This is a genomic window from Sphingomonas aerophila (assembly GCF_014199305.1).
Taxonomy (GTDB): Bacteria; Pseudomonadota; Alphaproteobacteria; order Sphingomonadales; family Sphingomonadaceae; genus Sphingomonas; species Sphingomonas aerophila.
The window spans coordinates 152,602-171,621 of record NZ_JACIJK010000001.1 but is presented as its reverse complement, the minus strand read 5'-3'; the positions used below and the strand labels follow the sequence as shown (position 1 = coordinate 171,621).

Genomic DNA, 19,020 nt, shown 5'->3' with positions numbered 1-19,020 from the left:
ATAGGTCGCCTGCCGCCGATGCCCAATTGCGCGGCGCCGATCAGCGATTGCGCGACGATTCGTCCACGGTGCCGTTCTCGTACAGGTCACGCGTGGCCTGTTCGGTGCGACGATCGCCTTCCGGCGTCGTCTTGTTGTACAGCTTTGCCCAGGCGATCGCACCGGCAAGCGCCATGGCGCCGATGAACACGACAATAATCCAAAAGGTGCTGATCACCATCTTCGCTCTCCGACATCAGGGCTTTGGCCGACTAACGAGTGCAACGGCGCTTTCGATCCCGGCTGTGGACGGCACCGAAGGCGCGCCTCGCGCGTATGAACGGTGATGGCGAAGGCTTCCCAGCGGCTTGGCGATTGGATCGAACCGCATCCCCATGGCATCTATGTCCGCCCCGCCGACGCGTGGATTGACCCGTCGCAACCGACGCCAAAGGCGCTGGTGACTCACGGCCATGCCGACCATGCCCGTGGTGGGCATGAAGCGGTGTGGGCGACCCCCGAAACGCTCAGCATCATGGAATGCCGCTACGGCCCGCAAGCCGGGAACGCCGTCGCCTATGGCGAGACGATCCGGATGGGGGAAGTGGAAGTCGGCTTCGTGCCTGCCGGCCATGTGCTCGGATCGGCGCAGATCGTGCTCGACTACCGGGGCGAGCGAGTAGTGGTGTCCGGCGATTACAAGCGCCGGCCGGACCCGACTTGTGCACCGTTCGAGCCGGTCGCCTGCGACATCTTCGTTACCGAGGCGACGTTTGCGCTACCCGTCTTTCGCCACCCGGACACGGGCGATGAGATCGACAAGCTGGTGGATCGGCTCCACGCCAATCCCGATCGCTGCGTGCTGGTCGGCGCTTATGCGCTGGGGAAAGCGCAGCGGGTGATCGCCGAGTTGCGCGAGCGCGGGCATGAGGCGCCCATTTTCCTCCACGGTGCCCTGCAACGATTGTGCGACCTGTACGCCGAGCATGGCGTGCGGCTGGGCGAACTGGTGCCCGTTGCCGGCGCGTCCAAGAAGGACATGGCGGGACATGTCGTGATGTGCCCGCCGGGAGCGCTCAACGATCGCTGGTCGCGCCGCCTGCCCGATCCGATCACCGCCATGGCGAGCGGCTGGATGCGGGTGCGACAGCGCGCACGGCAGAAGAATGTGGAGCTGCCGCTGATCCTGTCCGACCATGCCGATTGGGACGAACTGACCGACACGCTGACCGAGATTTCGCCAAAGGAAGTCTGGGTCACTCACGGTCGTGAGGAAGCGCTGGTGCATTGGTGCGCCATGCGCCAGATGAAGGCGCGCGCGCTTGCCCTCGTAGGGTTCGAGGACGAGGACGACTGATCGCTGCCGAGCCCTGGCGAGATGTTCTTTTTTTTGCGGAGAATGCGCTAGCCGCCCAGCGCCTTGACGCGGCGGCGCTGCACGGAGCTGCCAAGGCCGATAGCCTCGCGGTATTTGGCGACCGTGCGCCGCGCGATGTCGAAGCCTTGTTTCTGCAACAGCTCGACCAGCGTGTCGTCGCTCAGCACCTTGGTGCCCTCGTTCGCGATCAGGCCGCGGATCGCGTTCTTGACCGCTTCGGCCGACACCGCCTCGCCTCCGTCGGCGGACTGGATGGCGGAGGTGAAGAAGTATTTGAGCTCGAACAGCCCCCGCGCGCACGACAGGTATTTGTTGCTGGTGACGCGGCTGACGGTGGATTCGTGCATCTCGATAGCTTCGGCGATGCGCGACAGGGTCAATGGGCGCAGGTGTGAGACGCCGTGAAGGAAGAAGGCTTCCTGTTGGCGGACCAGTTCGGTCGCGACCCTAATGATCGTGCGCTGGCGCTGGTCGAGAGCCTTCACCAGCCAATTCGCACTGGCGAGCGCGTCCGTCACCCAGGCCTTTGACGCCTTGTCCTGCGGCCCGCTGGTCAGTTCGTTGAGATAGCGTCGATTCACCAGCACCCGGGGCAGGGTGGCGGAGTTGATCTCGATCGACCAGCCGGCCTTGGTCCGCGTGACGAACAGGTCGGGCACCACCGCCGGCGCGGCTTCCCCGCCATAACGGCAGCCGGGCTTGGGATCATAGCCGCGCAGTTCGCGGATCATGTCAGCCATGTCCTCGTCATCCACCTGGCACAGGCGTTTGAGCCGGGTCAGATCGCCGCGGGCAAGCAGGTCGAGATGGTCGATCAACCGCGCCATGCACGGGTCGTAGCGGTCGGCCTCCCGCGCCTGGAGCGCGATGCATTCCGCGAGATCCCGCGCGCCGACCCCGGTCGGGTCAAAGGTCTGAACCGTCTTCAGCACGCCTTCGACCCGGACGCGGGCCACGCCCAGCCGGTTCGCGATCTCCGTCAGGTCGGCGCGGAGATAGCCTGCCTCGTCGATAGCATCGATCAACGCGCGCGCGATAAACATGTCGCCGTCGCCAAAGGCGGTGCCCGCCTGTGCCAGCAGGTGGTCCGTCAGGGACAGGTCCGCGGCCGCAAACGCGTCCAGGTCCGGCGCCGTGTCGCCAGCCAGGCCGCCACTGGCGCTGATGCCGTTCAGCCCCAGCGAGCCGTCCTGCCCGCCACCGCCATCGGCCAGGCTGTCCGACTGGTGGCTTTCAGTGGCATAATCCAGGTCCAGCCCCGGTTCGTGCGGGTCGGCGGCACCGGATACCAGGCCATCCACCTCGCCCCGCGTTTCCGGCGCCTCCGGCTGGGCGGGGCGGCTGCCCTCCTCGTCGCCGCCGATCAGCGACTTGGGGCTTTCCAGCAGCGGGTTCTTCTCGATCTCCTCGGCGATGAACGCCTCGATCTCCAGGTTCGACAGCGCCAGCAGCTTGATCGCCTGCTGCAACTGTGGCGTCATCACCAGCGACTGGGTCTGCCTGAGGTCCAGGCGCGGCGCGAGGCTCATGGGAGTTTCACCGGGCGCGGGGCGGTCGAGGCAGGAGGCGCCGGCATGGTGCTAGAGGGAGAAACCCTCGCCAAGATAGAGCCGCCGGACGTTCGCGTCCGCGACCAGCTCTTCAGGGCTGCCCGCGAACAGCACGCGGCCGTCGTAGATGATGTACGCGCGATCGACGATGTCGAGCGTTTCGCGAACATTGTGGTCGGTGATGAGCACGCCGATGTCGCGCCGCTTCAGGTCCTTCACCAGGTCACGAATGTCGGCGATCGAGATCGGGTCGATGCCCGCGAACGGTTCGTCCAGCAGCATGATCGACGGGTCGGCCGCGAGTGCGCGCGCGATCTCCGCCCGTCGACGCTCACCGCCCGAAAGGGCCATGGCGGGCGCGGTGCGCAGCCGGGTGAGGCCGAACTCGTCGAGCAGGCGCTCCAGCTTTGCGGCGCGTGCGGCCTTGTCGGGCTCGGACAGTTCGAGCACCGTCATGATGTTCTTCTCGATCGTCAGCCCACGAAAGATGCTGGTTTCCTGCGGCAGGTAGCCCAGGCCCAGGATCGCGCGCCGGTACATGGGCAGGCCGGTGATGTCGTCCCCGTCGAGCATGATGCGCCCCGAATCGGGCTTCACCAGTCCCATGACCGAATAGAAGCTGGTCGTTTTGCCCGCGCCGTTGGGGCCGAGCAGCCCGACCACCTCGCCGCGCCCGACGGACAGCGACACATCGGTCAGCACCACCCGCTTATCATAGGATTTGGCGATCGACACGACCTGTAACCCGCGCGCGACCGGCGGTTCGTTCGCCGGCGCTGTGGTATCCAGGGTTGTGGTCGCGTCCATGCGCTTGTCGCCTTGCAGCAAGAGGTTAGCGGTTCCCTACCCCATCCGCGAGTGGGGGAAAACCGGCACGCGGAGCACCCCGCGCGCCGAAGGGGTCAGTTGCGCTTGGGAACGGAGAAGGTGCCGGTGACCCTGCCGCTTGGCGCGGTGGTGGTCGTACCGCCCGCACCCGGAGCGCCGCCGCGCACGGATGACCCGTCGATCACCGCCCGCCCGGTGTCGAGATTGATGGTCAGCCGGCCGCCATTCACGGTGTTGCCCGCCTGGGTCAGCCGCACGCCGCCCAGCATGGTGATGACGCGGCGATTAAGGTCATAAATCGCATATTGTCCGCGGGCCGACTGATCCGGACGGGTCACCACCACGCCGCCCGACGCATCGACACGGGTCGCCTGCGGTTTTTCGATCTGCCCGTTATAGGCGATCGTCACGCGCTGCGCGTTCAGCGTCATCTCCGCCTGACGCACGGATACGCTGCCCGACAGGATGGCGCGATGGGCCTTATCCTGCACCTCGATATGCTCCGCGCCGAAATCGAGCGGAGCGTCCGAATTGTGACGTGTCTGCGCTGCGAGCGGCGTGGCGGCCAGCAGCGGGGCGGCGAAAAGCAGGGCGAAGGAGACGGTGGCACGCATGGCCGCTATCTCGCCCTGCCGGGCACGATGTGCAAGCGGGCCCGGCCATTAAGGCGCACGACCCTATTTTCCAGGTCGGCCGACATCTTGTTGGCGCTGAAGCTGCCCTGGGGAAGCGTCCCGGTCACGGCGCCGCCGCTTTCCATCCGCCGCGCCTTCAGGTCGACCGTCGCGTCGTGGGTATCGAGCTTGTACCCGTTGGCCGCGCGGAAGGTCACTGGCCCGTCCACCTTCACCTGCTCCGTGTCGATGTCATAGCGGCCATGGTTCGCCTGCAACCGGGCCGGGCCGTCGGGCAGCTGGATGGAGGCGGCAAGCTGGGAGATCTGCACGATCGGCTCGGCCGAGCTTTTCTGGACCGCCTGTCCGGCGTCGAGGGTGAAGGGCTGTCCCTTGCTGTCCTGGCCCCGGTACTGCGCGGCCTGGATCTTCAGGCGCTCCGCGGCGACCGCGACCTTGTTCTTGTCGAGCACGAATGAGACATCTGCGCCCGTGGTCAGGGGCGCCATGACCAGAAATGCCGTCAGCACCCCCACCATGACCGGCAACGAGATCCGCAGGAGACCGATCATCCGGTCGTGCCGGCTTCCCGGTCGTGCCCAGTGCGCGCGTGCCGATCGCGCGGCGAGGGTGGCGGCGTCAGGCATGAGCGAAGATGTCGATCTCTGGCCAGCCGACCAGATCGAGCTGCGCCCGGGTGGGAAGGAAATCAAAGCACGCCTGGGCAAGCTCGGTGCGTCCTTCGCGCGCCAGTCGCCGCTCCAGCTCGTCCTTCAGCCGGTGCAGGAAGCGGACGTCGGACGCGGCATATTCCTTTTGCGCGTCGGACAGGACCGGGCCGCCCCAATCGGAGGATTGCTGCGCCTTGCTGATGTCGAGGCCCAGCAGTTCGCGCACCAACTCCTTCAGCCCGTGCCGGTCGGTATAGGTGCGGACCAGGCGCGACGCGATCTTGGTGTCCCAGGCGGGCGCCGCATCGACGCCCAGGTAAAAGCCGATCGCGGCGATGTCGAAGCGGCCGAAGTGATAGAGTTTCAGCCGGTCCGGATCGCCCAAAAGCGCGCTCAATTCCGGCGCGGCGTAATCGCTGTCGGGGGAAAAGCGCACCAGATGCTCATCCGCGCCGCCGTCCGACAACTGCACCAGGCACAACCGGTCGCGCGGCGTGATCAGGCCCATGGTTTCGGTGTCAACGGCGATCGAGGCGCCCGGCGCGAACACGCCGGCGGGCAGATCTTCCTCGTGAAGGTAAACGGTCATCGACGCGCCGTAGCCGTCCCGACCGCTACGCTCAATGCCTCGCGTCGTTCGGCGCCGCGCGGAGCTTGCGCCGGCGGGAGGTCAGGTTGAGCGCTTCGACCAGCGCGGAAAAGGCCATGGCCGCGTAGATATATCCCTTGGGCACATGCACGCCGCATGCGTCCGCCATCAATACGAGACCGATCATCAGCAGGAAGGCGAGCGCGAGCATCACCACCGACGGGTTTCGGTTGATGAAATTGGCAAGCGGTTCGGCCGCTACCATCATCGCGACCACCGCCACGATCACGGCGACGAACATGACAGCCAGCAGGATCAGGTCGCGCCACGAAAAGGCGGTTTCGTACAACAGCTCGCCCCGGCTGTTCGTCGCGGAAAGGCCCAGGTCGACCACCGGCGCGGTCAGTCCCGTCAGCCAGGAAATGGTCGACAACAGCACCAGGCGGAGGACCAGCGCCAGGGCGATGCCCAACCGCCGAATCTTCGCGCGGCCAGCCTCCGGCAGCTTGTTGGTCAGCAGCGAAATGAAGATCAGGTTGTCGATACCGAGCACCACCTCCATCACGATCAACGTGACCAGCGCGGCCCAGGCGGCAGGGCTGGAAAGAAGCAAAAGCGCGGCGTCCATGCGGGAGGCTGTGCCGCCCGGGCAACGCTCGCGCAAGTATCGGACTATTTCTGCCACAATTGTCGCAGATTCTGGTCGCGTCCTTGCACCGAATCAGATATGAGGGTGATTAAGGCGCAAAGCTTTCGCGCCTGGGAACTTGTGCCACCGTCCGGTGCGGGCTTCCTTGAGAGGATATCGGGCGAGTCGGGAAGACGAATAGGGTTATGGGTTTCGACAAGGGTGGCCGCGGCAATCGTGGCGGACGCGGGCGCGACAAGCGCGACGGCTTCGGCGGTGACGATTTCGGCGGCGGCGGCTTCGGTGGTGGCGACAGCGGCGGTTTCGGCGGCGGCGGCTTTGGTGGCGGCGGCTTCGGCGGCGGTGGCGGTGGTCGCGGCTTTGGCGGCGGCGGCTTCGGCGGCGGTGGCGGTGATCGCGGCGGCTTCGGCGGCGGCGGCGGTGGTCGCGGCTTCGGCGGCGGCGGCGGTGGGTTCAGCGGCGGTGGCGGCGGTGGCCGCGGCATGCCCCCCCAGGTCGTTGGTGAAGGCACGGGCGTCGTAAAGTTCTTCAACGCGCAGAAGGGCTTCGGCTTTGTTGTTCGTGATGACGGCGGCGAAGACGTGTTTGTTCACATTTCCGCCGTTGAGCAGGCCGGCCTGAGCGGCCTGGCCGAGGGTCAGCCGCTCGGCTTCACCCTGGTTGATCGCGGCGGCCGTATCTCGGCTACCGAGCTCAAGATCGAGGGCGAGCCGATGCCGGTCTCCGACCGTCCTGCTCCGCGTGAACCGCGTGAGGGTGGCTTCGGCGCCCCGCGTTCGGGCGGCGCGGGTGGTGCAGGTGGTGCGGGTGGCCCGCAGCGCCAGCTGACCGGGGAGAAGGCGACGGGTACCGTCAAGTTCTTCAACGCGATGAAGGGCTTCGGCTTCATTCAGCGCGACGACGGCCAGCCTGACGCATTCGTGCACATCTCCGCCGTGGAGCGTGCCGGTATGTCCAGCCTGAACGAGGGCGACCGTCTGAGCTTCGAGCTCGAGGTCGATCGTCGTGGCAAGCATGCGGCAGTGAACCTCTCGCAGCAGAGCTAATTTTCGCCTCTTCGGAGGTGCGGGACGGCCCGTCCGGAGTAATCCGGGCGGGCCGTTGCCGTTTGTGGGCAGGGCCAAGTGGCGACGCTTTGCCGTTGTGCCGTGCTGCGGAAGCTGAGAGCCGAAGCCGAGGACGAAGCCGAAGGCGGGGGCCGCAACAAAGACGAGGCGGAAACCGAAAGCCAAAGCCGAGGCGAAAAGCCGGATGGTGCGCCGAATTAGCGGGTCGCGAGTCTCGCCAGCTCATTGGAGCGGCATGACCGCTTTGAACACCACGGCTGTGCTGATCGCTGGAGACTGGAACGCGACCACGCGCTGAATGGTGCTTTCTCGCCTGAGCCGCTGTTCGCGCTGGCGCTATGGGAGGCACTCACGGAGCGCGCTTCCGGAGATCAATCGCGATGTCAGCTTTTCTGATCGCCGCTTGCTGGGGTGATGGCGCCGGCTGTTGGGCCCGCGTCTTGGACGAGCTGTGGCTTTTGGGAGCGAAACTCGGGGTCGTTCCAGGTCATCGACGCTGATCGAGGGCACGGGGGACGGGTACACGGGGCTTGGGGCGAATCTGTCGCGGTTCGCCGGGGACTGGGTGCTCTGCGCGCGTGGCCTGAAGCCGCTTCAAATGCCGATCGGGTCGGGGTGCAGCGCTAACCTAAGTTACGGAGAATGCGGCGGAACTGCCCATGCCAAGAGGGGTTGATCTCCCTCCCGAAGGAGAGATGAGATGGCACAGAAAGGTGCAGGCGGTAATCCCGGAGCGATCACCACCAAGGGTGGCGACGGCGCGCGGGGCAGCCTTGGTACTGGACGTGGCGGCGGCACCGGGACGGGCGCCAAGAAGGCGGCGACCGGGAAGGACCCGGACAAGGTCGGTTCGGACAGCGATTCGTCAAACAGCCAGAGCTGACGGAGTTACGGCTGACGAAACCGGTGTGATCGCCAACCCGCCGAGGTGACGCAAGGCCGCGAACCCTGTTCGCGTGCCTGATGCGAATCATTTGCGCTATCGTCGCGGCTGGCCGGGGATAGCGAGCTAGGGTTGGCGTGTGTTAGCTTCTTGCTCGCGCCTACTCTGGCCGAACTGCGAGGGGCGGACCGACCCGATGTGAAGTGGGTTCGTTGCAGGATGATAGCGGCGAGTCAGGACAATGCAGCTGATGTGTTCGGGGCCATCCTAGCCCCGAGGTTTCTGGCAGAGCAGGCGGCAGAGATGGTCGGCGCATCTGTGTCGTACGCCACTGCCCGGGCGCACTGATCGAGCGACTCATCGAGCTGCACCCAGGGTTCCCCGGTGACATCATGCTGCAGAGCACGGTTATGGCCGCTACGTCGCTGGTGGGCGGCTCGATGTGCCGACGCTTCATGCCCCGACCACCGCTCTGCCGCGACACATGGGAGGGGTGAGTCCTGCATCTGTTCGGTCCCGCGCCTTGGCTTTTGGCGAGAGCGCGACGGGCCGTGGATGGCCGGCGATCTTTCGAGCGGGTCAGGGAGGGGCGGCTACCGTGTTAGGCACAGTCCCGGAAAGTCGCGAAGGCAGAGTGCTGCGGATGCATGGTCAGTATGGTCGTAGCTGACGGCCCGTTGAGCCGTTGATCGGCGAGGTGGTCGCTTGCGACGGCGCGGCTGGTCTGGCGGCAAGCTAAGCGCGGCAACCATCCCTCACGAGCTGGGAGGGTCGAGCGTTGATTCGCTATTGCGAGAATGCTTCTCCGACCCCGAATCGTGAATGAGCCAGCCGATTGCAGCGACCCTTCCCCGACTGAGGGTCGGTGCGCCGTGACGGCTCCGCGGGTGCGTGCGGGGAGAGAAGGGGGCGTGCTCCCCCCGGCCTTTGCCCTGTGTGCGGCGTCAGGTCCCAGGTCGGAGACAGGCGCGACCCACCAATCGCGGTGGCGTCCTGTGTAGCCGTTCAGGTCCGGCGACCCTGTTCGCGGCGCTGTCCTACAACCCCTTCGCGCGCTACTACACCGTTATGCACCATGCCCTTCGTGTTCTTCGCCTGATCCTCCGCGGTGGCCGCCCGGAGGATGGACCGAGCAGGAGGGGGGCGGCCTCGCGTTCGGCTCTCCATCTCCTTTGGCTTGGCTGGGCGGCAGCGCTGGCAACCGGGGCCGTGGCGCAGCAGGCTGTGCCGCCGGTGGTCAACGTCGATGGCGGCGCGTTGCGAGGCGAGCGGCTGGCTGACCGGGTCGCATTTCGCGGAGTGCCGTTTGCGGCGCCGCCGGTCGGGCCGCTGCGCTGGCGTGCGCCTGCTCCGGTACGGGAGTGGAAGGGCGTGCGGGAGGCGACGCGTTCCGCGCCATCCTGTGCGCAGCTTGATGATGGCTGGAACCGCGACAACGCGGCGGGCAGCGTCGAGGACTGCCTGTACCTCGATGTCGCGTCGCCGACGCTGACGCCCGAGCGGCCGATGCCGGTGATGGTGTGGATTCATGGCGGGTCGAACAAGGCGGGCGGCGCCGCGGGCACGGTCAGCACGTCCATGGTCCGGCGCGGCATCGTCGTGGTCGCGATCCAGTACCGGCTGGGGCCCCTCGGCTTTCTGACGCACCCGGCCTTGTCCGCCGAGAGCCCCGCACGCGGATCGGGCAATTACGGACTGATGGACCAGCAGGCGGCGCTGCGCTGGGTTCGGCGCAACATCGCGCGTTTCGGCGGTGACCCGGCGCAGGTCACGATCGCGGGCGAATCGGCTGGGGCGATGGACGTTGCCCTGCATCAGGTCGCGCCGGCCAGCCGTGGCCTGTTCCGCGCCGCGATCCAGGAAAGCGGCACCGCGAGCTTTGGCCACGCCGCCCGTACCGTGGCGCAGGGGGAAGCGATCGGCGAAGCGCTGGTGGCGCAAGCCGGACACCCCCGCGCGACGGCCGCCGTGCTGCGGGCGATCCCGGTCGCCGACCTGTTGCAGGCGTCACGCCAGATCGAACAGTCGGGGCGCTTCGACCCCGGCACGATATGGATCCAGGCGCAGGTCGACGGGACGGTCATCACGGAGCCGCCTGCCGCGACGCTGACGGGCAAGCGCGGCGCCTTCGTGCCGCTGTTGATCGGCAGCAATGCGCGGGAGATCGATTTCTTCAACACCCCCGCCGGCGCACGCGCGGCCCTGCCGGGCAATTGGGGCGCGGATGCTGGTCGTGTCGCCAGGCTCTATGGTCTGGACCGGCCGACCGCGCCGGCCGACGATCAGGTGCGCGGTCCCGTGGCGCTGCAGGTCGCGACGGACGCGGTGTTCACCTGCCCGACGCGGTTCAACGCGGACGCGCGGGTTGCGGCAGGCGTGCCGGTGTGGCGTTATGACTTCACCTACCAGCCGGTTGGTGGTCCGCCGCTCTCCCACGCGTCCGAGTTGCGCTATACGTTCGGCAATGCGGGGGAGGACAACATCCCCACTGACGCGCCGCGGCTTCAGGCTTATTGGGCTAATTTCATCCGGTCGAGCGACCCGAACGGGGAAGGGCTGGTTCGCTGGAACGCTTATGCTCCGAACCGCAGCTATCTTCGCTTCGGTGCGGGGCAGCCAGAGCAGGGCGTGGGCTTGCGCGACGACATCTGCCGTGACTGGGACCGGCCATGATCGCGCGACTGCTTCTTTGCCTTGCCGCGTTGGGGCTGGCGGCGCCTGCGACGCCGCAGGCTGTTCCAACCCCAGCGCCCGCGCCCGCCCCGAAGGCCGCACAGTCTTCGCCGCCGCCCGTGCTGGTGGCGCGCGTGGTCGCCCGCTACCCCCACGACACCAGGGCCTTCACCGAAGGGCTGATCTGGCGCGACGGCGCGCTGTACGAGAGCATTGGCTATGAAGGGCAGTCGGAGGTTCGCCGCGTCCGCCTGACCGATGGCAAGGTGATCGCCAGGGCCGTGATCCCCGCCAACCAGTTCGGCGAAGGGCTGGCGGGCTGGAAAGACCAGTTGATCAGCCTGACCTGGCATGATGGGATCGCGCATCGCTGGAACGCCAGGACGCTGAAGGAGGTCGGCCAGAGCCGCTATACGGGTGAGGGCTGGGGGCTGGCGAGCGATGCGACGGGGCTGATCCTGGGTGACGGATCACCGACGCTGCGATTTCTCGACCCGGTCAGCTTTGCCGAGCGGCGGCGGATCACGGTGCACATGCCCGACGGGCAGCAGGTCGATCAGGTCAACGAACTGGAGATGGTCGACGGCGTGCTGCTCGCCAACGTCTGGCAGACCCCGTTCATCCTCCGCATCAATCCCAAGGACGGGTTGGTGACCGCGATCGTCGACCTGCGCAGCGTAGTGGCGGAGGTGAAGGTCACCAACCGCGACGCGGTGCTGAACGGCATCGCCTATGACCCGGTCGGCAAGCGACTGTTCATTACGGGCAAGCTGTGGCCGACGGTGTTCGAGGTGCAGCTGGTTCCGCGCTGATCAGGTAACGAGGCGGCGGAGCGTGTCGATGCGATCGGCCTCCGCAGCGGGTTTGTCGGTGCGGATGCGGGCGATCCGGGGAAAGCGCATCGCGACGCCCGACTTGTGCCGGGTCGAGGTGTGGATCGAGTCGAACGCGATCTCCAGCACCAGAGTTTTGTCGACTTCGCGCACCGGGCCGAAGCGGTTGAGCGTGTTGTTGCGGACGAACCGGTCCAGTTCGCGCAATTCCTCGTCCGTGATGCCCTGATACGCCTTGCCGACGGGCAGCAGCTCGCCCTGCTCGGTCCAGCAGCCAAAGGTGTAGTCGCTGTAATAGGACGATCGCCGGCCGTTGCCGCGCTGGGCGTACATCATGACGCAATCGGCGGTCAGCGGATCGCGCTTCCACTTGTACCACAGCCCCGCGCGCCGGCCGGTGACATAGGGCGAATCGCGACGCTTCAGCATCATGCCCTCGATCGCGGCATCGCGGGCGCCGGCCCGGATCGCTTCGAGTTCGGTGAAGCTGTCGGCCTCGATCACCTGGCTGAGGTCAAAGCGTTCGGGGTCGAGCTGCGGCATGAAGGCCTCCAGCCGCGCGCGCCGCTCGGTCCAGGGCAGGGCGCGGAGGTCCTCCGTGCCGTCGAGCAGGATGTCGTACAGGCGGACAAAGGCCGGATACTCCTCCAGCATCTTGCCCGACACCTGCTTGCGGCCGAGCCGCTGCTGGAGGGCGTTGAAGCTGGCCGCGCCGCCGCCGCCATAATCCTCGCTGCCAGCGGCGCCGCCCTGGAACTGCCCCTTCACCAGCAGCTCGCCATCGACCACGCCGGGGGTAGAGAAGGCGGAGGCGACTTCGGGGAAGCTGCCGGTCACATCGTCGCCGGTGCGGCTGTAGAGCCGGGTTTCGCCCGCGATATGGACGATCTGGACGCGGATGCCGTCCCATTTCCATTCCGCCGCATAGTCGGAAAGGTCGACCCGCAGGTCCTCCAGCGGATGGGCCAGCATGAAGGGGCGAAACACGGGCACGTCCTGGGGCGTCGGCTGTTCGCCCGTCCCCTGACCCCAGGCGAACAGCGTCGGATAGGGCGGGTGGATGCCGTGCCACACCTCCTCCACCGCCTCCACGTCGAGGCCGAACGCCTGGGCGAAGGCAGTCTTGGCGAGGCGGGCGGACACGCCGATGCGCAGCGACCCGGTCGCCATCTTGAGCAGCGCGAATCGCTCCTCCGCATCGAGGCGGTCGAGCATGGCGGCGAGCGCCGCGGGCGCGTCGGAGCGGGACAGGTGGCGCAGGCGCTCCACGGCGTTGGTGATGGTCAGCGGTTCGGCTTCAACCGGCTGGTCGGGCGTGGGCCACAACAGCGCCACGGTCTCGGCGGTGTCCCCGACATATTCGCGGCTCATGCGGAAGAGCACGGGATCGACCCGGCTTTCCATCAGCGCGCGGATCAACGCGGGCTTGACCGCCGGGAGGTCGAGATCCCCCGTCAGCGCCGCCATTGCCCAGCCGCGATCGGGGTCGGGGGTGGCGTGGAGGTAATCCGCAATCAGCTTCAGCTTGGCATTGCGGCTTCGGGTGTAGATCAGCGAGTCGAGAAGCGCGGCGAAGGCGTGCATCATGGGGAAACGCGCGGGGGCGCCGAAGCGCTCCCCGCGGCGTCAGTTCAGTTCCGGCCCGCTTCGAACAGGAACCAGGCGCGCTGTTCCGCCTCGTCGGTCCAGTCGTCGACGATGCCGCTGGTGGCATTGTCACCCGCAGACTCAGCGGCGGCCTTCACCGCGCGGAACTGTTCCACGAGCTTCAGATTGTCGTCGCGCAACTCCGCCAGCATGTCGGACGCGGGCACCTGTTCGCGGTCATTGTCGTTGATCGTCTGGCGGCGTGCGACGTCGCCGATCGAGCGCAGCGTGGTGCCCCCGATCTTGCGCACGCGCTCCGCGATCAGGTCGGTCACGCCCAGGATCTGCGCGGCCTGTTCGTCGAGCATCAGGTGATAGTCGCGGAAATGCGGCCCCGAGACGTGCCAGTGGAAGTTCTTGGTCTTGAGGTACAGCGCGAAGCAGTCGGCGAGCGACGCGTTCAACGCTTCGGTGACGGAGCGCACGTCGTTGCGGGCGAGTGAGGTAGGGGTATCGAGGTCGGGCGCGTCGGCCATGGGTCAGCTCCGTTTGGCGGTTTGCCGGTCAACGACGAACGCCCGGCTTGGCTCCCGTTCAGACCAGCGCGAGCGCCTGTGCCGCCAATATGGCGGCACCCACAAGGAACGCCAGTGCGACAACCAGCCGAGCGGGGCGGAGCGGCAGACGGTGCCACGCGTTCTCGCCCAGCACCGCCGCCGGCGCGATCGCGACGAGCGCGCCGAGCGTGGCGCCGACGCCCGCAAGGGCCGGCACCGGGCTGCGCGCGGCGAGCACGACCACGACGAACTGGATGCCGTCGCCAAAGAACTGGATGAAGAGCCCGAGCAGGCTGGTGGCGAACGCGCCGAGGCGCCACCCCTGCAGCCGGTCGGGCGCCTTGGCGGGAAACAGGGCGCCGCCCCCCTGGAGCGCGAGGGCGAGTGCCAGCATCAGCAGCTTTGCCTTGGGCGTGATCAAGGGCGCAAGCAGCATCCCCGCCGCAACCGCGATCGCGCTCGCCGCCGCCAGCGCGATTGCCGCGGCGAGGATGACGAGGCCGGGCTTGCGAAACCGATCGGCCAGGATCGCCGCGAGGGTGGCGGGGGCGTCGCCGACATGGGCGAGCGCCGCCGCGACCAGCGCGGCCATCAAGGCGTCCATGGGATCAGGAAGCGAGCCGTACCGAACAGGCGGCGGCAAACACCTCGCACGCCGGAAGATCCTGGCGTTCGGAGCGCACGGCGTCGGCCAGCACCGCGAGCCAGCCGTGCAGCAAGACACCGCATTCACCCCGGGCGAGTGCCGAATCGAGGAAATGGGCGACGGTCACCGCCGGGTTCAGCCCGGCCCGGTGCGCGATCACGCGAATCGCGTCAATGTCGGAGGCGAGATCGGCCGGGCGAGCGTGAACCGCGCGGCCGTCCAGCATCGCGATGCGGGCGGCAAGGTCGGCACGTACCAGATCAAGACCACCCATGACGCGAACTCCTTCGGCCAAGAAGGTGCGCAGAATGATGTTACAGGCTGGTTAACCGGCGCTGGCGGTTGACTTGGAGGACCTGTTGCGCCATGCGCCACGGCTGATCGAGCGGTGGCGACCGGCGCCGCCGCTCTCTTGCATTTCAGGAACAGGGCTCATGGCCAAGCCGACTACCGTCAAGATCAAGCTCGTCAGCTCTGCCGACACTGGTTTCTTCTATGTCACCAAGAAGAACCCGCGCACGAAGACCGAGAAGCTGTCGTTCAAGAAGTACGACCCGATCGTGCGCAAGCACGTCGACTTCAAGGAAGCCAAAATCAAGTGATCCGCTGCGAGTCGGGCGACAAGCCCGGCTCGTGACGTGGTGACCCAGCGCAAAGGCGTCCGGTGCATGGTACCGGGCGCTTCTTTGCGTGCTGGCGTTCTGGCCGAAGCGGGCCTAGCCTGTGCGGTATGTGGAGAGCCTTGCTGCCAGCGTTGATCGGCGCAGCCTTGCCCGCGTCGGCGCAGCAAGCTCCATTACCGCCGCCCGCGGCTGCAGAGCAGCAGCCCGCCGCGCCACCAAAGCCTGTTACAGGGCAGCCAGCCACACCGTCCCCGGCCGCTGCCGCAGAGCCGCCCGGCTACGACCTGACGCTGCAATCCACGGATCAGCGCATGACGGTGCCTGTGGTAATCGCGGGTGCCGGCCCTTTCCGCTTCGTGATCGACACCGGCGCTGAGCGGACCGTGATCTCGCGTGAACTCGCCGACCAGTTGGGGCTGCCCAGGGGTCGGGAGATCCGCGTCACGGCGCTGACCGGTACGAGCATAGTGGGCACGGTGATCATTCCGTCGATCAGCGTATCGACGCTAGGCGGGCAGCGGATCGAGGCGCCCGCGTTTCTGGCCAAAGACATCGGTGCTTCGGGGCTGCTGGGCGTGGACGCGCTGCAAGGGCATCGCGTTCGCATCGACCTTGACCAAGGCGTCATGTCCGTCAGCGCCGCGAAAAAGCGAAGCGGCCGCGTGCGCCGCGACCCGGACGAGGTCGTCGTCCGTGCCAAGAGCCGCTTTGGCCAGTTGGTGGTGACTGATGCGAATGTCGACGGCGTGCGGGTCCGCGTCGTCCTGGATACCGGAACACCGGTGTCGATAGGCAACGAGGCCCTGCGGCGGCGGCTACCTCGTGGCGGGCGGATCAGCGGATCGATGCAATTAATCAGCGTCACGGGGGAGACGCTGGTCACGCCTTATGGAGCCGCGGCAGCAATGCAACTGGGGCCGATGTCGATCAGGAATTTGCCGATCGCTTTCGCCGAAGTGACCCCGTTCCAGATTTTTGGGCTGGATACCAAGCCCGCCATGCTGCTCGGCATGGATGCGCTGCGGCTGTTCCGGCGCGTGGACATCGATTTCGCGAATCGGGAGTTGCGGATGCTGGTCCCGGAGGGGACGGCCAAGGGGCGGAACGCGGGCTGACCAGCCCCGTGAGTTACACGGTGACCTGTTCGCCCAGTTCCAGGATCTTGCCGGGCGGGATGTGGAGGAATTCGGTCGGGTCGCTGGCATTGCGCTGGAGGAACATGAAAAGGCGGTCCTGCCAGGGGGGCATGCCCTCCTTCGCTTCGGGCTTCAGCGTGTTGCGACCGATGAAATAGCTGGTCCGCATGGGGTCCAGGCCTTTGCGATCGCCCTTGCCCGCGAGGCCGAGGTCAGCGGGAACGTCCGGCGCCTCCATGAAGCCGTAGCGCAGCACGACCACCTCGAAATCATCATCCAGCCGCTTGGTCTGCGAGCGTTCGGCGGGGTCGACAAAGGGGCGGTCGGCGGTGCGGATGGACACAACCAGGTTGCGCTCGTGCAGCACCTTGTTGTGCTTGAGGTTGTGGAGCAGCGCGCCCGGCGTCGCTTCCGGATTGCCGGTCAGGAACACCGCGGTGCCGGGCACCCGCTCCGGCGGGCGCTTGGCGAGCGCGGCGACGAGATCCGCGAGGGGAATGCTCTGGCGAGTCTCGAACGCGCGGACGATGGAGCGGCCGCGCACCCAGGTATAGATCAGGAACCCGATCAGCGCGGCGATCACCAGCGGCACCCAGCCGCCCTCCACCACGCGAAGGATGTTGGCGCCAAAGAAGATCAGGTCGAGCGCCAGGAACGGCAGGATGGTCGCCAGCGCCCGCAGCCGCGACCAGTGCCAGCTGTACCGCACGACGAGGTAGGCGAGGCAGGTGGTGATCACCATCGTGCCGGTGACGGCAATACCATAGGCGGCAGCCATGTCGGACGAGGTGCGGAACTGCAGCACCAGCAGCAACACGCCGGCAAGCAGCAGCCAGTTGATCGCGGGCAGATAGATCTGCCCAGCAAAGGCGGCGGACGTTTGCCGAAGGCGCAGGCGCGGCAGGAGCCCGAGCTGCACCGCCTGCTGGGTGAGGGAAAAGGCGCCGGTGATCACCGCCTGGCTGGCGATCACGGTGGCGGCGCCGGCGAGCAGCACCAGGGGCGCGCGCAGGGCAGGGGGCGCCATCAGGAAGAACCAGTCCTGATTGACGAAGGCGCGGCCGCCGGCCTGTGCGGCTTCCAACGAAGCGAGCGCAAAGGCGCCCTGGCCCAGATAATTCAGCGCCAGGGCCGGGAACACCAGCGTGAACCAGCCCCAGCGAATCGGCGCGCGCCCGAAATGGCCCATGTCCGCGGTCAGGGCCTCCGCCCCGGTCACCGTCAGGAACACCGCGCCCAGCGTGAACAGCCCTGCGGTGCCGTGGGTGACAAGATAGCTGACCCCATAGCCCGGCCAGAACACCCGCATGATCGAGATCTCGTCCGCGATGTGCCACAGGCCAAGGCCGCCGATCGTGACGAACCACAGGATGCAGAGCGGCCCAAACAAGCGCGCGACGTGCGCGGTGCCACGCTTCTGGACGAAGAACAGGCCGACCAGGATGGCGATGGTCAACGCCCGCACAGTGCCTTCATCGAAAGTGGTCGCGGCGCCCGGGATGGTGCGCAGCCCTTCCATGGCGGACAGGACGGACAGTGACGGCGTGATGATTGCGTCGCCGTAGAACAAGGCAGCGCCCGCCGCGCCCAGTATCAAGGCGGTGCGTGAGCGGAACCCCGCCGAGCGCCGGGCAAGCGCGGCGAGCGCGAGGACGCCGCCCTCCCCACGATTATCGGCGCGCATCAGGAACAGCACGTACTTGATTGTGACGACCAGAATCAGCGCCCAAAGCGCGAGGCTGAGCACACCGAGAATTTCGTCCGCTTCAAAGCCCCCAGCGGCCGCCTGACCCAGCGCTTCGCGAAAAGCGTACAGGGGGCTGGTGCCGATGTCGCCGAAGACGACGCCGATCGCGCCAACCGCCAGCCAGGCCATGGAGTGGCCATGCCCGGGATGGGTGGCGGGCAGATCGGCAGTGTTCTCTCCCACACCCGACGCGGTGGCGGGAAGGTCGACGGGAGTTGAGGACATGGCCGGAACGGCACCTTGGCGAGGGACGGGGCGCTTTACGCCCTTTTCGTTTCGGCGCAAGAAGGATTCGCTGCAGCGCACAAGTGCTTGAATTCGCAAGATCGCGGCGGCATGGCGGGATCATGGTTCCCTTTTCGTTCGGCGGACAAGCGCTGATGGCGCTAGCAAGCGGCGGCCTGTTCTGGCCGGCACGCCGGGCATTGCTGGTCGCCGACCTGCATCTGGAAAAGGCGAGCTGGTTCGCCAGCCGGGGCCAGATGCTGCCCCCTTATGATTCTCTGGCTACCCTGGCGGAGCTGGAGCAGGCGCTGGAAGCAACCGGCGCGCGCGAAGTATGGTGTCTGGGCGACAGCTTTCACGACGCGCAAGGGTGCGAGCGACTGCCCGCGCAGGCGCAAGCGATGCTGCGCGGCATGACGACGCGCGTGCGCTGGACGTGGATCACCGGCAATCACGATCCCGTGATCCTGGACCGATGCGGCGGCGAGGTCGTGGAGGAGGCGGTCGTGGACGGGCTGATCCTGCGGCACGAAGCGCAGGCGAATGAGCCCCGCCCGGAACTGTCAGGGCATTTTCACCCCAAGCTTCGCGTCACGGTCCGGGGCAAGCAGGTGGCGCGACGCTGTTTCGTGGCGACCGAGGCCAAGCTGGTGCTGCCTGCCTTTGGTGCGCTGACGGGCGGGCTGGACCCCGATCACCCCGCCATTCTGCGCGCGGTCGGCGCGGGCGCTCAGGCCTGGGTGCCGGTCGAGGACCGAATGCTGCGTTTTCCGATCGCCGCCTGA

Annotated in this window: 20 protein-coding genes; 8 read left to right on the top strand and 12 right to left on the bottom strand. The window is 67.1% G+C overall.

Features of this window, described 5'->3' with window-relative positions; translation table 11 throughout:
- Positions 1 to 40: 40 nt before the first annotated feature.
- Positions 41 to 217, bottom strand: coding sequence for a hypothetical protein (locus FHS94_RS00845; protein WP_184053476.1), 177 nt, complete (start codon positions 215 to 217; stop codon positions 41 to 43).
- A gap of 108 nt (positions 218 to 325) precedes the next feature.
- Here FHS94_RS00845 and FHS94_RS00840 point away from each other — a divergent pair, with 108 nt between their 5' ends.
- The gene (locus FHS94_RS00840) at positions 326 to 1,336 is read left to right on the top strand and encodes a ligase-associated DNA damage response exonuclease (RefSeq protein ID WP_184053473.1); all 1,011 of its coding nucleotides are present in this window, start codon (positions 326 to 328) and stop codon (positions 1,334 to 1,336) included.
- 47 nt (positions 1,337 to 1,383) lie between these two features.
- Here the strand turns inward: FHS94_RS00840 and rpoN are convergent, their stop codons facing one another.
- From rpoN to FHS94_RS00810, 6 genes are all read right to left on the bottom strand, one after another.
- Positions 1,384 to 2,886 carry an RNA polymerase factor sigma-54 gene (gene rpoN, locus FHS94_RS00835; RefSeq protein ID WP_184053470.1) on the bottom strand — a complete coding sequence of 501 codons (1,503 nt, stop codon included), beginning with the start codon at positions 2,884 to 2,886 and terminating at the stop codon, positions 1,384 to 1,386.
- Positions 2,887 to 2,937: 51 nt separating this feature from the next.
- A complete protein-coding gene (gene lptB / locus FHS94_RS00830; RefSeq protein ID WP_184053467.1) occupies positions 2,938 to 3,714 on the bottom strand; it encodes an LPS export ABC transporter ATP-binding protein in 777 nt (258 codons plus the stop codon).
- Between the two features lie 95 nt (positions 3,715 to 3,809).
- Positions 3,810 to 4,349: an LptA/OstA family protein gene (locus tag FHS94_RS00825; RefSeq protein WP_184053464.1), complete on the bottom strand. Its 540-nt coding sequence runs from the start codon at positions 4,347 to 4,349 to the stop codon at positions 3,810 to 3,812.
- 5 nt (positions 4,350 to 4,354) lie between these two features.
- Positions 4,355 to 4,996, bottom strand: coding sequence for an LPS export ABC transporter periplasmic protein LptC (lptC, locus tag FHS94_RS00820; protein ID WP_184053461.1), 642 nt, complete (start codon positions 4,994 to 4,996; stop codon positions 4,355 to 4,357).
- Entirely contained in the window at positions 4,989 to 5,609 is a 621-nt protein-coding gene (locus FHS94_RS00815) for a ribonuclease D (RefSeq protein WP_184053458.1), read from the bottom strand. The genes lptC and FHS94_RS00815 overlap by 8 nt, the downstream gene beginning before the upstream one ends.
- 31 nt (positions 5,610 to 5,640) lie before the next feature.
- The gene (locus FHS94_RS00810) at positions 5,641 to 6,237 is read right to left on the bottom strand and encodes a TerC family protein (RefSeq protein WP_184053455.1); all 597 of its coding nucleotides are present in this window, start codon (positions 6,235 to 6,237) and stop codon (positions 5,641 to 5,643) included.
- A 206-nt stretch (positions 6,238 to 6,443) separates the two neighbouring features.
- Here FHS94_RS00810 and FHS94_RS19575 point away from each other — a divergent pair, with 206 nt between their 5' ends.
- The 4 genes from FHS94_RS19575 (at position 6,444) to FHS94_RS00790 (ending at position 11,693) form a co-directional block, all read left to right on the top strand.
- Positions 6,444 to 7,304, top strand: a complete 861-nt coding sequence (locus FHS94_RS19575; RefSeq protein ID WP_184053452.1) for a cold-shock protein — start codon at positions 6,444 to 6,446, stop codon at positions 7,302 to 7,304.
- 721 nt (positions 7,305 to 8,025) lie between these two features.
- Positions 8,026 to 8,208: a hypothetical protein gene (locus tag FHS94_RS00800; RefSeq protein ID WP_184053449.1), complete on the top strand. Its 183-nt coding sequence runs from the start codon at positions 8,026 to 8,028 to the stop codon at positions 8,206 to 8,208.
- 1,209 nt (positions 8,209 to 9,417) lie between these two features.
- On the top strand, positions 9,418 to 10,881 hold the full coding sequence (locus tag FHS94_RS00795; protein ID WP_184053446.1) for a carboxylesterase family protein: 1,464 nt from the start codon (positions 9,418 to 9,420) through the stop codon (positions 10,879 to 10,881).
- Positions 10,878 to 11,693, top strand: a complete 816-nt coding sequence (locus FHS94_RS00790) for a glutaminyl-peptide cyclotransferase (RefSeq protein ID WP_184053443.1) — start codon at positions 10,878 to 10,880, stop codon at positions 11,691 to 11,693. The genes FHS94_RS00795 and FHS94_RS00790 overlap by 4 nt, the downstream gene beginning before the upstream one ends.
- On the opposite strand, the gene FHS94_RS00785 is transcribed toward FHS94_RS00790, so the two are convergent.
- Genes FHS94_RS00785 through FHS94_RS00770 form a run of 4 tightly spaced genes read right to left on the bottom strand, consistent with a single transcriptional unit; the run spans position 11,694 to position 14,778 of the window.
- Positions 11,694 to 13,298, bottom strand: a complete 1,605-nt coding sequence (locus FHS94_RS00785; RefSeq protein ID WP_184054370.1) for a cisplatin damage response ATP-dependent DNA ligase — start codon at positions 13,296 to 13,298, stop codon at positions 11,694 to 11,696.
- 47 nt (positions 13,299 to 13,345) lie between these two features.
- Complete coding sequence (locus FHS94_RS00780; protein ID WP_184053440.1) at positions 13,346 to 13,837, bottom strand: Dps family protein; 492 nt, start codon at positions 13,835 to 13,837, stop codon at positions 13,346 to 13,348.
- 58 nt (positions 13,838 to 13,895) lie between these two features.
- Complete coding sequence (locus FHS94_RS00775) at positions 13,896 to 14,462, bottom strand: TMEM165/GDT1 family protein (protein ID WP_184053437.1); 567 nt, start codon at positions 14,460 to 14,462, stop codon at positions 13,896 to 13,898.
- A gap of 4 nt (positions 14,463 to 14,466) precedes the next feature.
- Positions 14,467 to 14,778 carry a hypothetical protein gene (locus tag FHS94_RS00770; protein ID WP_184053432.1) on the bottom strand — a complete coding sequence of 104 codons (312 nt, stop codon included), beginning with the start codon at positions 14,776 to 14,778 and terminating at the stop codon, positions 14,467 to 14,469.
- Positions 14,779 to 14,938: 160 nt separating this feature from the next.
- On the opposite strand from FHS94_RS00770, the gene rpmG reads away from it, so the two are divergent.
- Together rpmG and FHS94_RS00760 are read left to right on the top strand one after the other, a co-directional pair.
- Entirely contained in the window at positions 14,939 to 15,106 is a 168-nt protein-coding gene (gene rpmG, locus FHS94_RS00765; RefSeq protein WP_184054368.1) for a 50S ribosomal protein L33, read from the top strand.
- A gap of 332 nt (positions 15,107 to 15,438) precedes the next feature.
- Positions 15,439 to 16,242: an aspartyl protease family protein gene (locus FHS94_RS00760; protein ID WP_184053429.1), complete on the top strand. Its 804-nt coding sequence runs from the start codon at positions 15,439 to 15,441 to the stop codon at positions 16,240 to 16,242.
- Positions 16,243 to 16,255: 13 nt separating this feature from the next.
- Here FHS94_RS00760 and FHS94_RS00755 read toward each other — a convergent pair whose 3' ends face one another.
- Positions 16,256 to 18,139 carry a potassium transporter Kup gene (locus FHS94_RS00755; RefSeq protein WP_246348304.1) on the bottom strand — a complete coding sequence of 628 codons (1,884 nt, stop codon included), beginning with the start codon at positions 18,137 to 18,139 and terminating at the stop codon, positions 16,256 to 16,258.
- A gap of 218 nt (positions 18,140 to 18,357) precedes the next feature.
- On the opposite strand from FHS94_RS00755, the gene pdeM reads away from it, so the two are divergent.
- Positions 18,358 to 19,020: a ligase-associated DNA damage response endonuclease PdeM gene (pdeM, locus tag FHS94_RS00750; protein ID WP_184053423.1), complete on the top strand. Its 663-nt coding sequence runs from the start codon at positions 18,358 to 18,360 to the stop codon at positions 19,018 to 19,020.

Bases quoted from the DNA above. Each gene is read 5' to 3' on its own strand.
- FHS94_RS00815 (WP_184053458.1), bottom strand. From the start codon at position 5,609: ATGACCGTTTACCTTCACGAGGAAGATCTGCCCGCCGGCGTGTTCGCG.
- rpmG (WP_184054368.1), top strand. From the start codon at position 14,939: ATGGCCAAGCCGACTACCGTCAAGATCAAGCTCGTCAGCTCTGCCGAC.
- FHS94_RS00785 (WP_184054370.1), bottom strand. From the start codon at position 13,298: ATGCACGCCTTCGCCGCGCTTCTCGACTCGCTGATCTACACCCGAAGC.
- FHS94_RS00810 (WP_184053455.1), bottom strand. From the start codon at position 6,237: ATGGACGCCGCGCTTTTGCTTCTTTCCAGCCCTGCCGCCTGGGCCGCG.
- FHS94_RS00825 (WP_184053464.1), bottom strand. From the start codon at position 4,349: ATGCGTGCCACCGTCTCCTTCGCCCTGCTTTTCGCCGCCCCGCTGCTG.
- FHS94_RS19575 (WP_184053452.1), top strand. From the start codon at position 6,444: ATGGGTTTCGACAAGGGTGGCCGCGGCAATCGTGGCGGACGCGGGCGC.
- pdeM (WP_184053423.1), top strand. From the start codon at position 18,358: ATGGTTCCCTTTTCGTTCGGCGGACAAGCGCTGATGGCGCTAGCAAGC.
- FHS94_RS00770 (WP_184053432.1), bottom strand. From the start codon at position 14,778: ATGGGTGGTCTTGATCTGGTACGTGCCGACCTTGCCGCCCGCATCGCG.
- FHS94_RS00775 (WP_184053437.1), bottom strand. From the start codon at position 14,462: ATGGACGCCTTGATGGCCGCGCTGGTCGCGGCGGCGCTCGCCCATGTC.
- FHS94_RS00755 (WP_246348304.1), bottom strand. From the start codon at position 18,139: ATGGCCTGGCTGGCGGTTGGCGCGATCGGCGTCGTCTTCGGCGACATC.
- FHS94_RS00800 (WP_184053449.1), top strand. From the start codon at position 8,026: ATGGCACAGAAAGGTGCAGGCGGTAATCCCGGAGCGATCACCACCAAG.
- lptC (WP_184053461.1), bottom strand. From the start codon at position 4,996: ATGCCTGACGCCGCCACCCTCGCCGCGCGATCGGCACGCGCGCACTGG.
- FHS94_RS00780 (WP_184053440.1), bottom strand. From the start codon at position 13,837: ATGGCCGACGCGCCCGACCTCGATACCCCTACCTCACTCGCCCGCAAC.
- FHS94_RS00840 (WP_184053473.1), top strand. From the start codon at position 326: ATGGCGAAGGCTTCCCAGCGGCTTGGCGATTGGATCGAACCGCATCCC.
- FHS94_RS00760 (WP_184053429.1), top strand. From the start codon at position 15,439: ATGACGGTGCCTGTGGTAATCGCGGGTGCCGGCCCTTTCCGCTTCGTG.
- lptB (WP_184053467.1), bottom strand. From the start codon at position 3,714: ATGGACGCGACCACAACCCTGGATACCACAGCGCCGGCGAACGAACCG.
- rpoN (WP_184053470.1), bottom strand. From the start codon at position 2,886: ATGAGCCTCGCGCCGCGCCTGGACCTCAGGCAGACCCAGTCGCTGGTG.
- FHS94_RS00790 (WP_184053443.1), top strand. From the start codon at position 10,878: ATGATCGCGCGACTGCTTCTTTGCCTTGCCGCGTTGGGGCTGGCGGCG.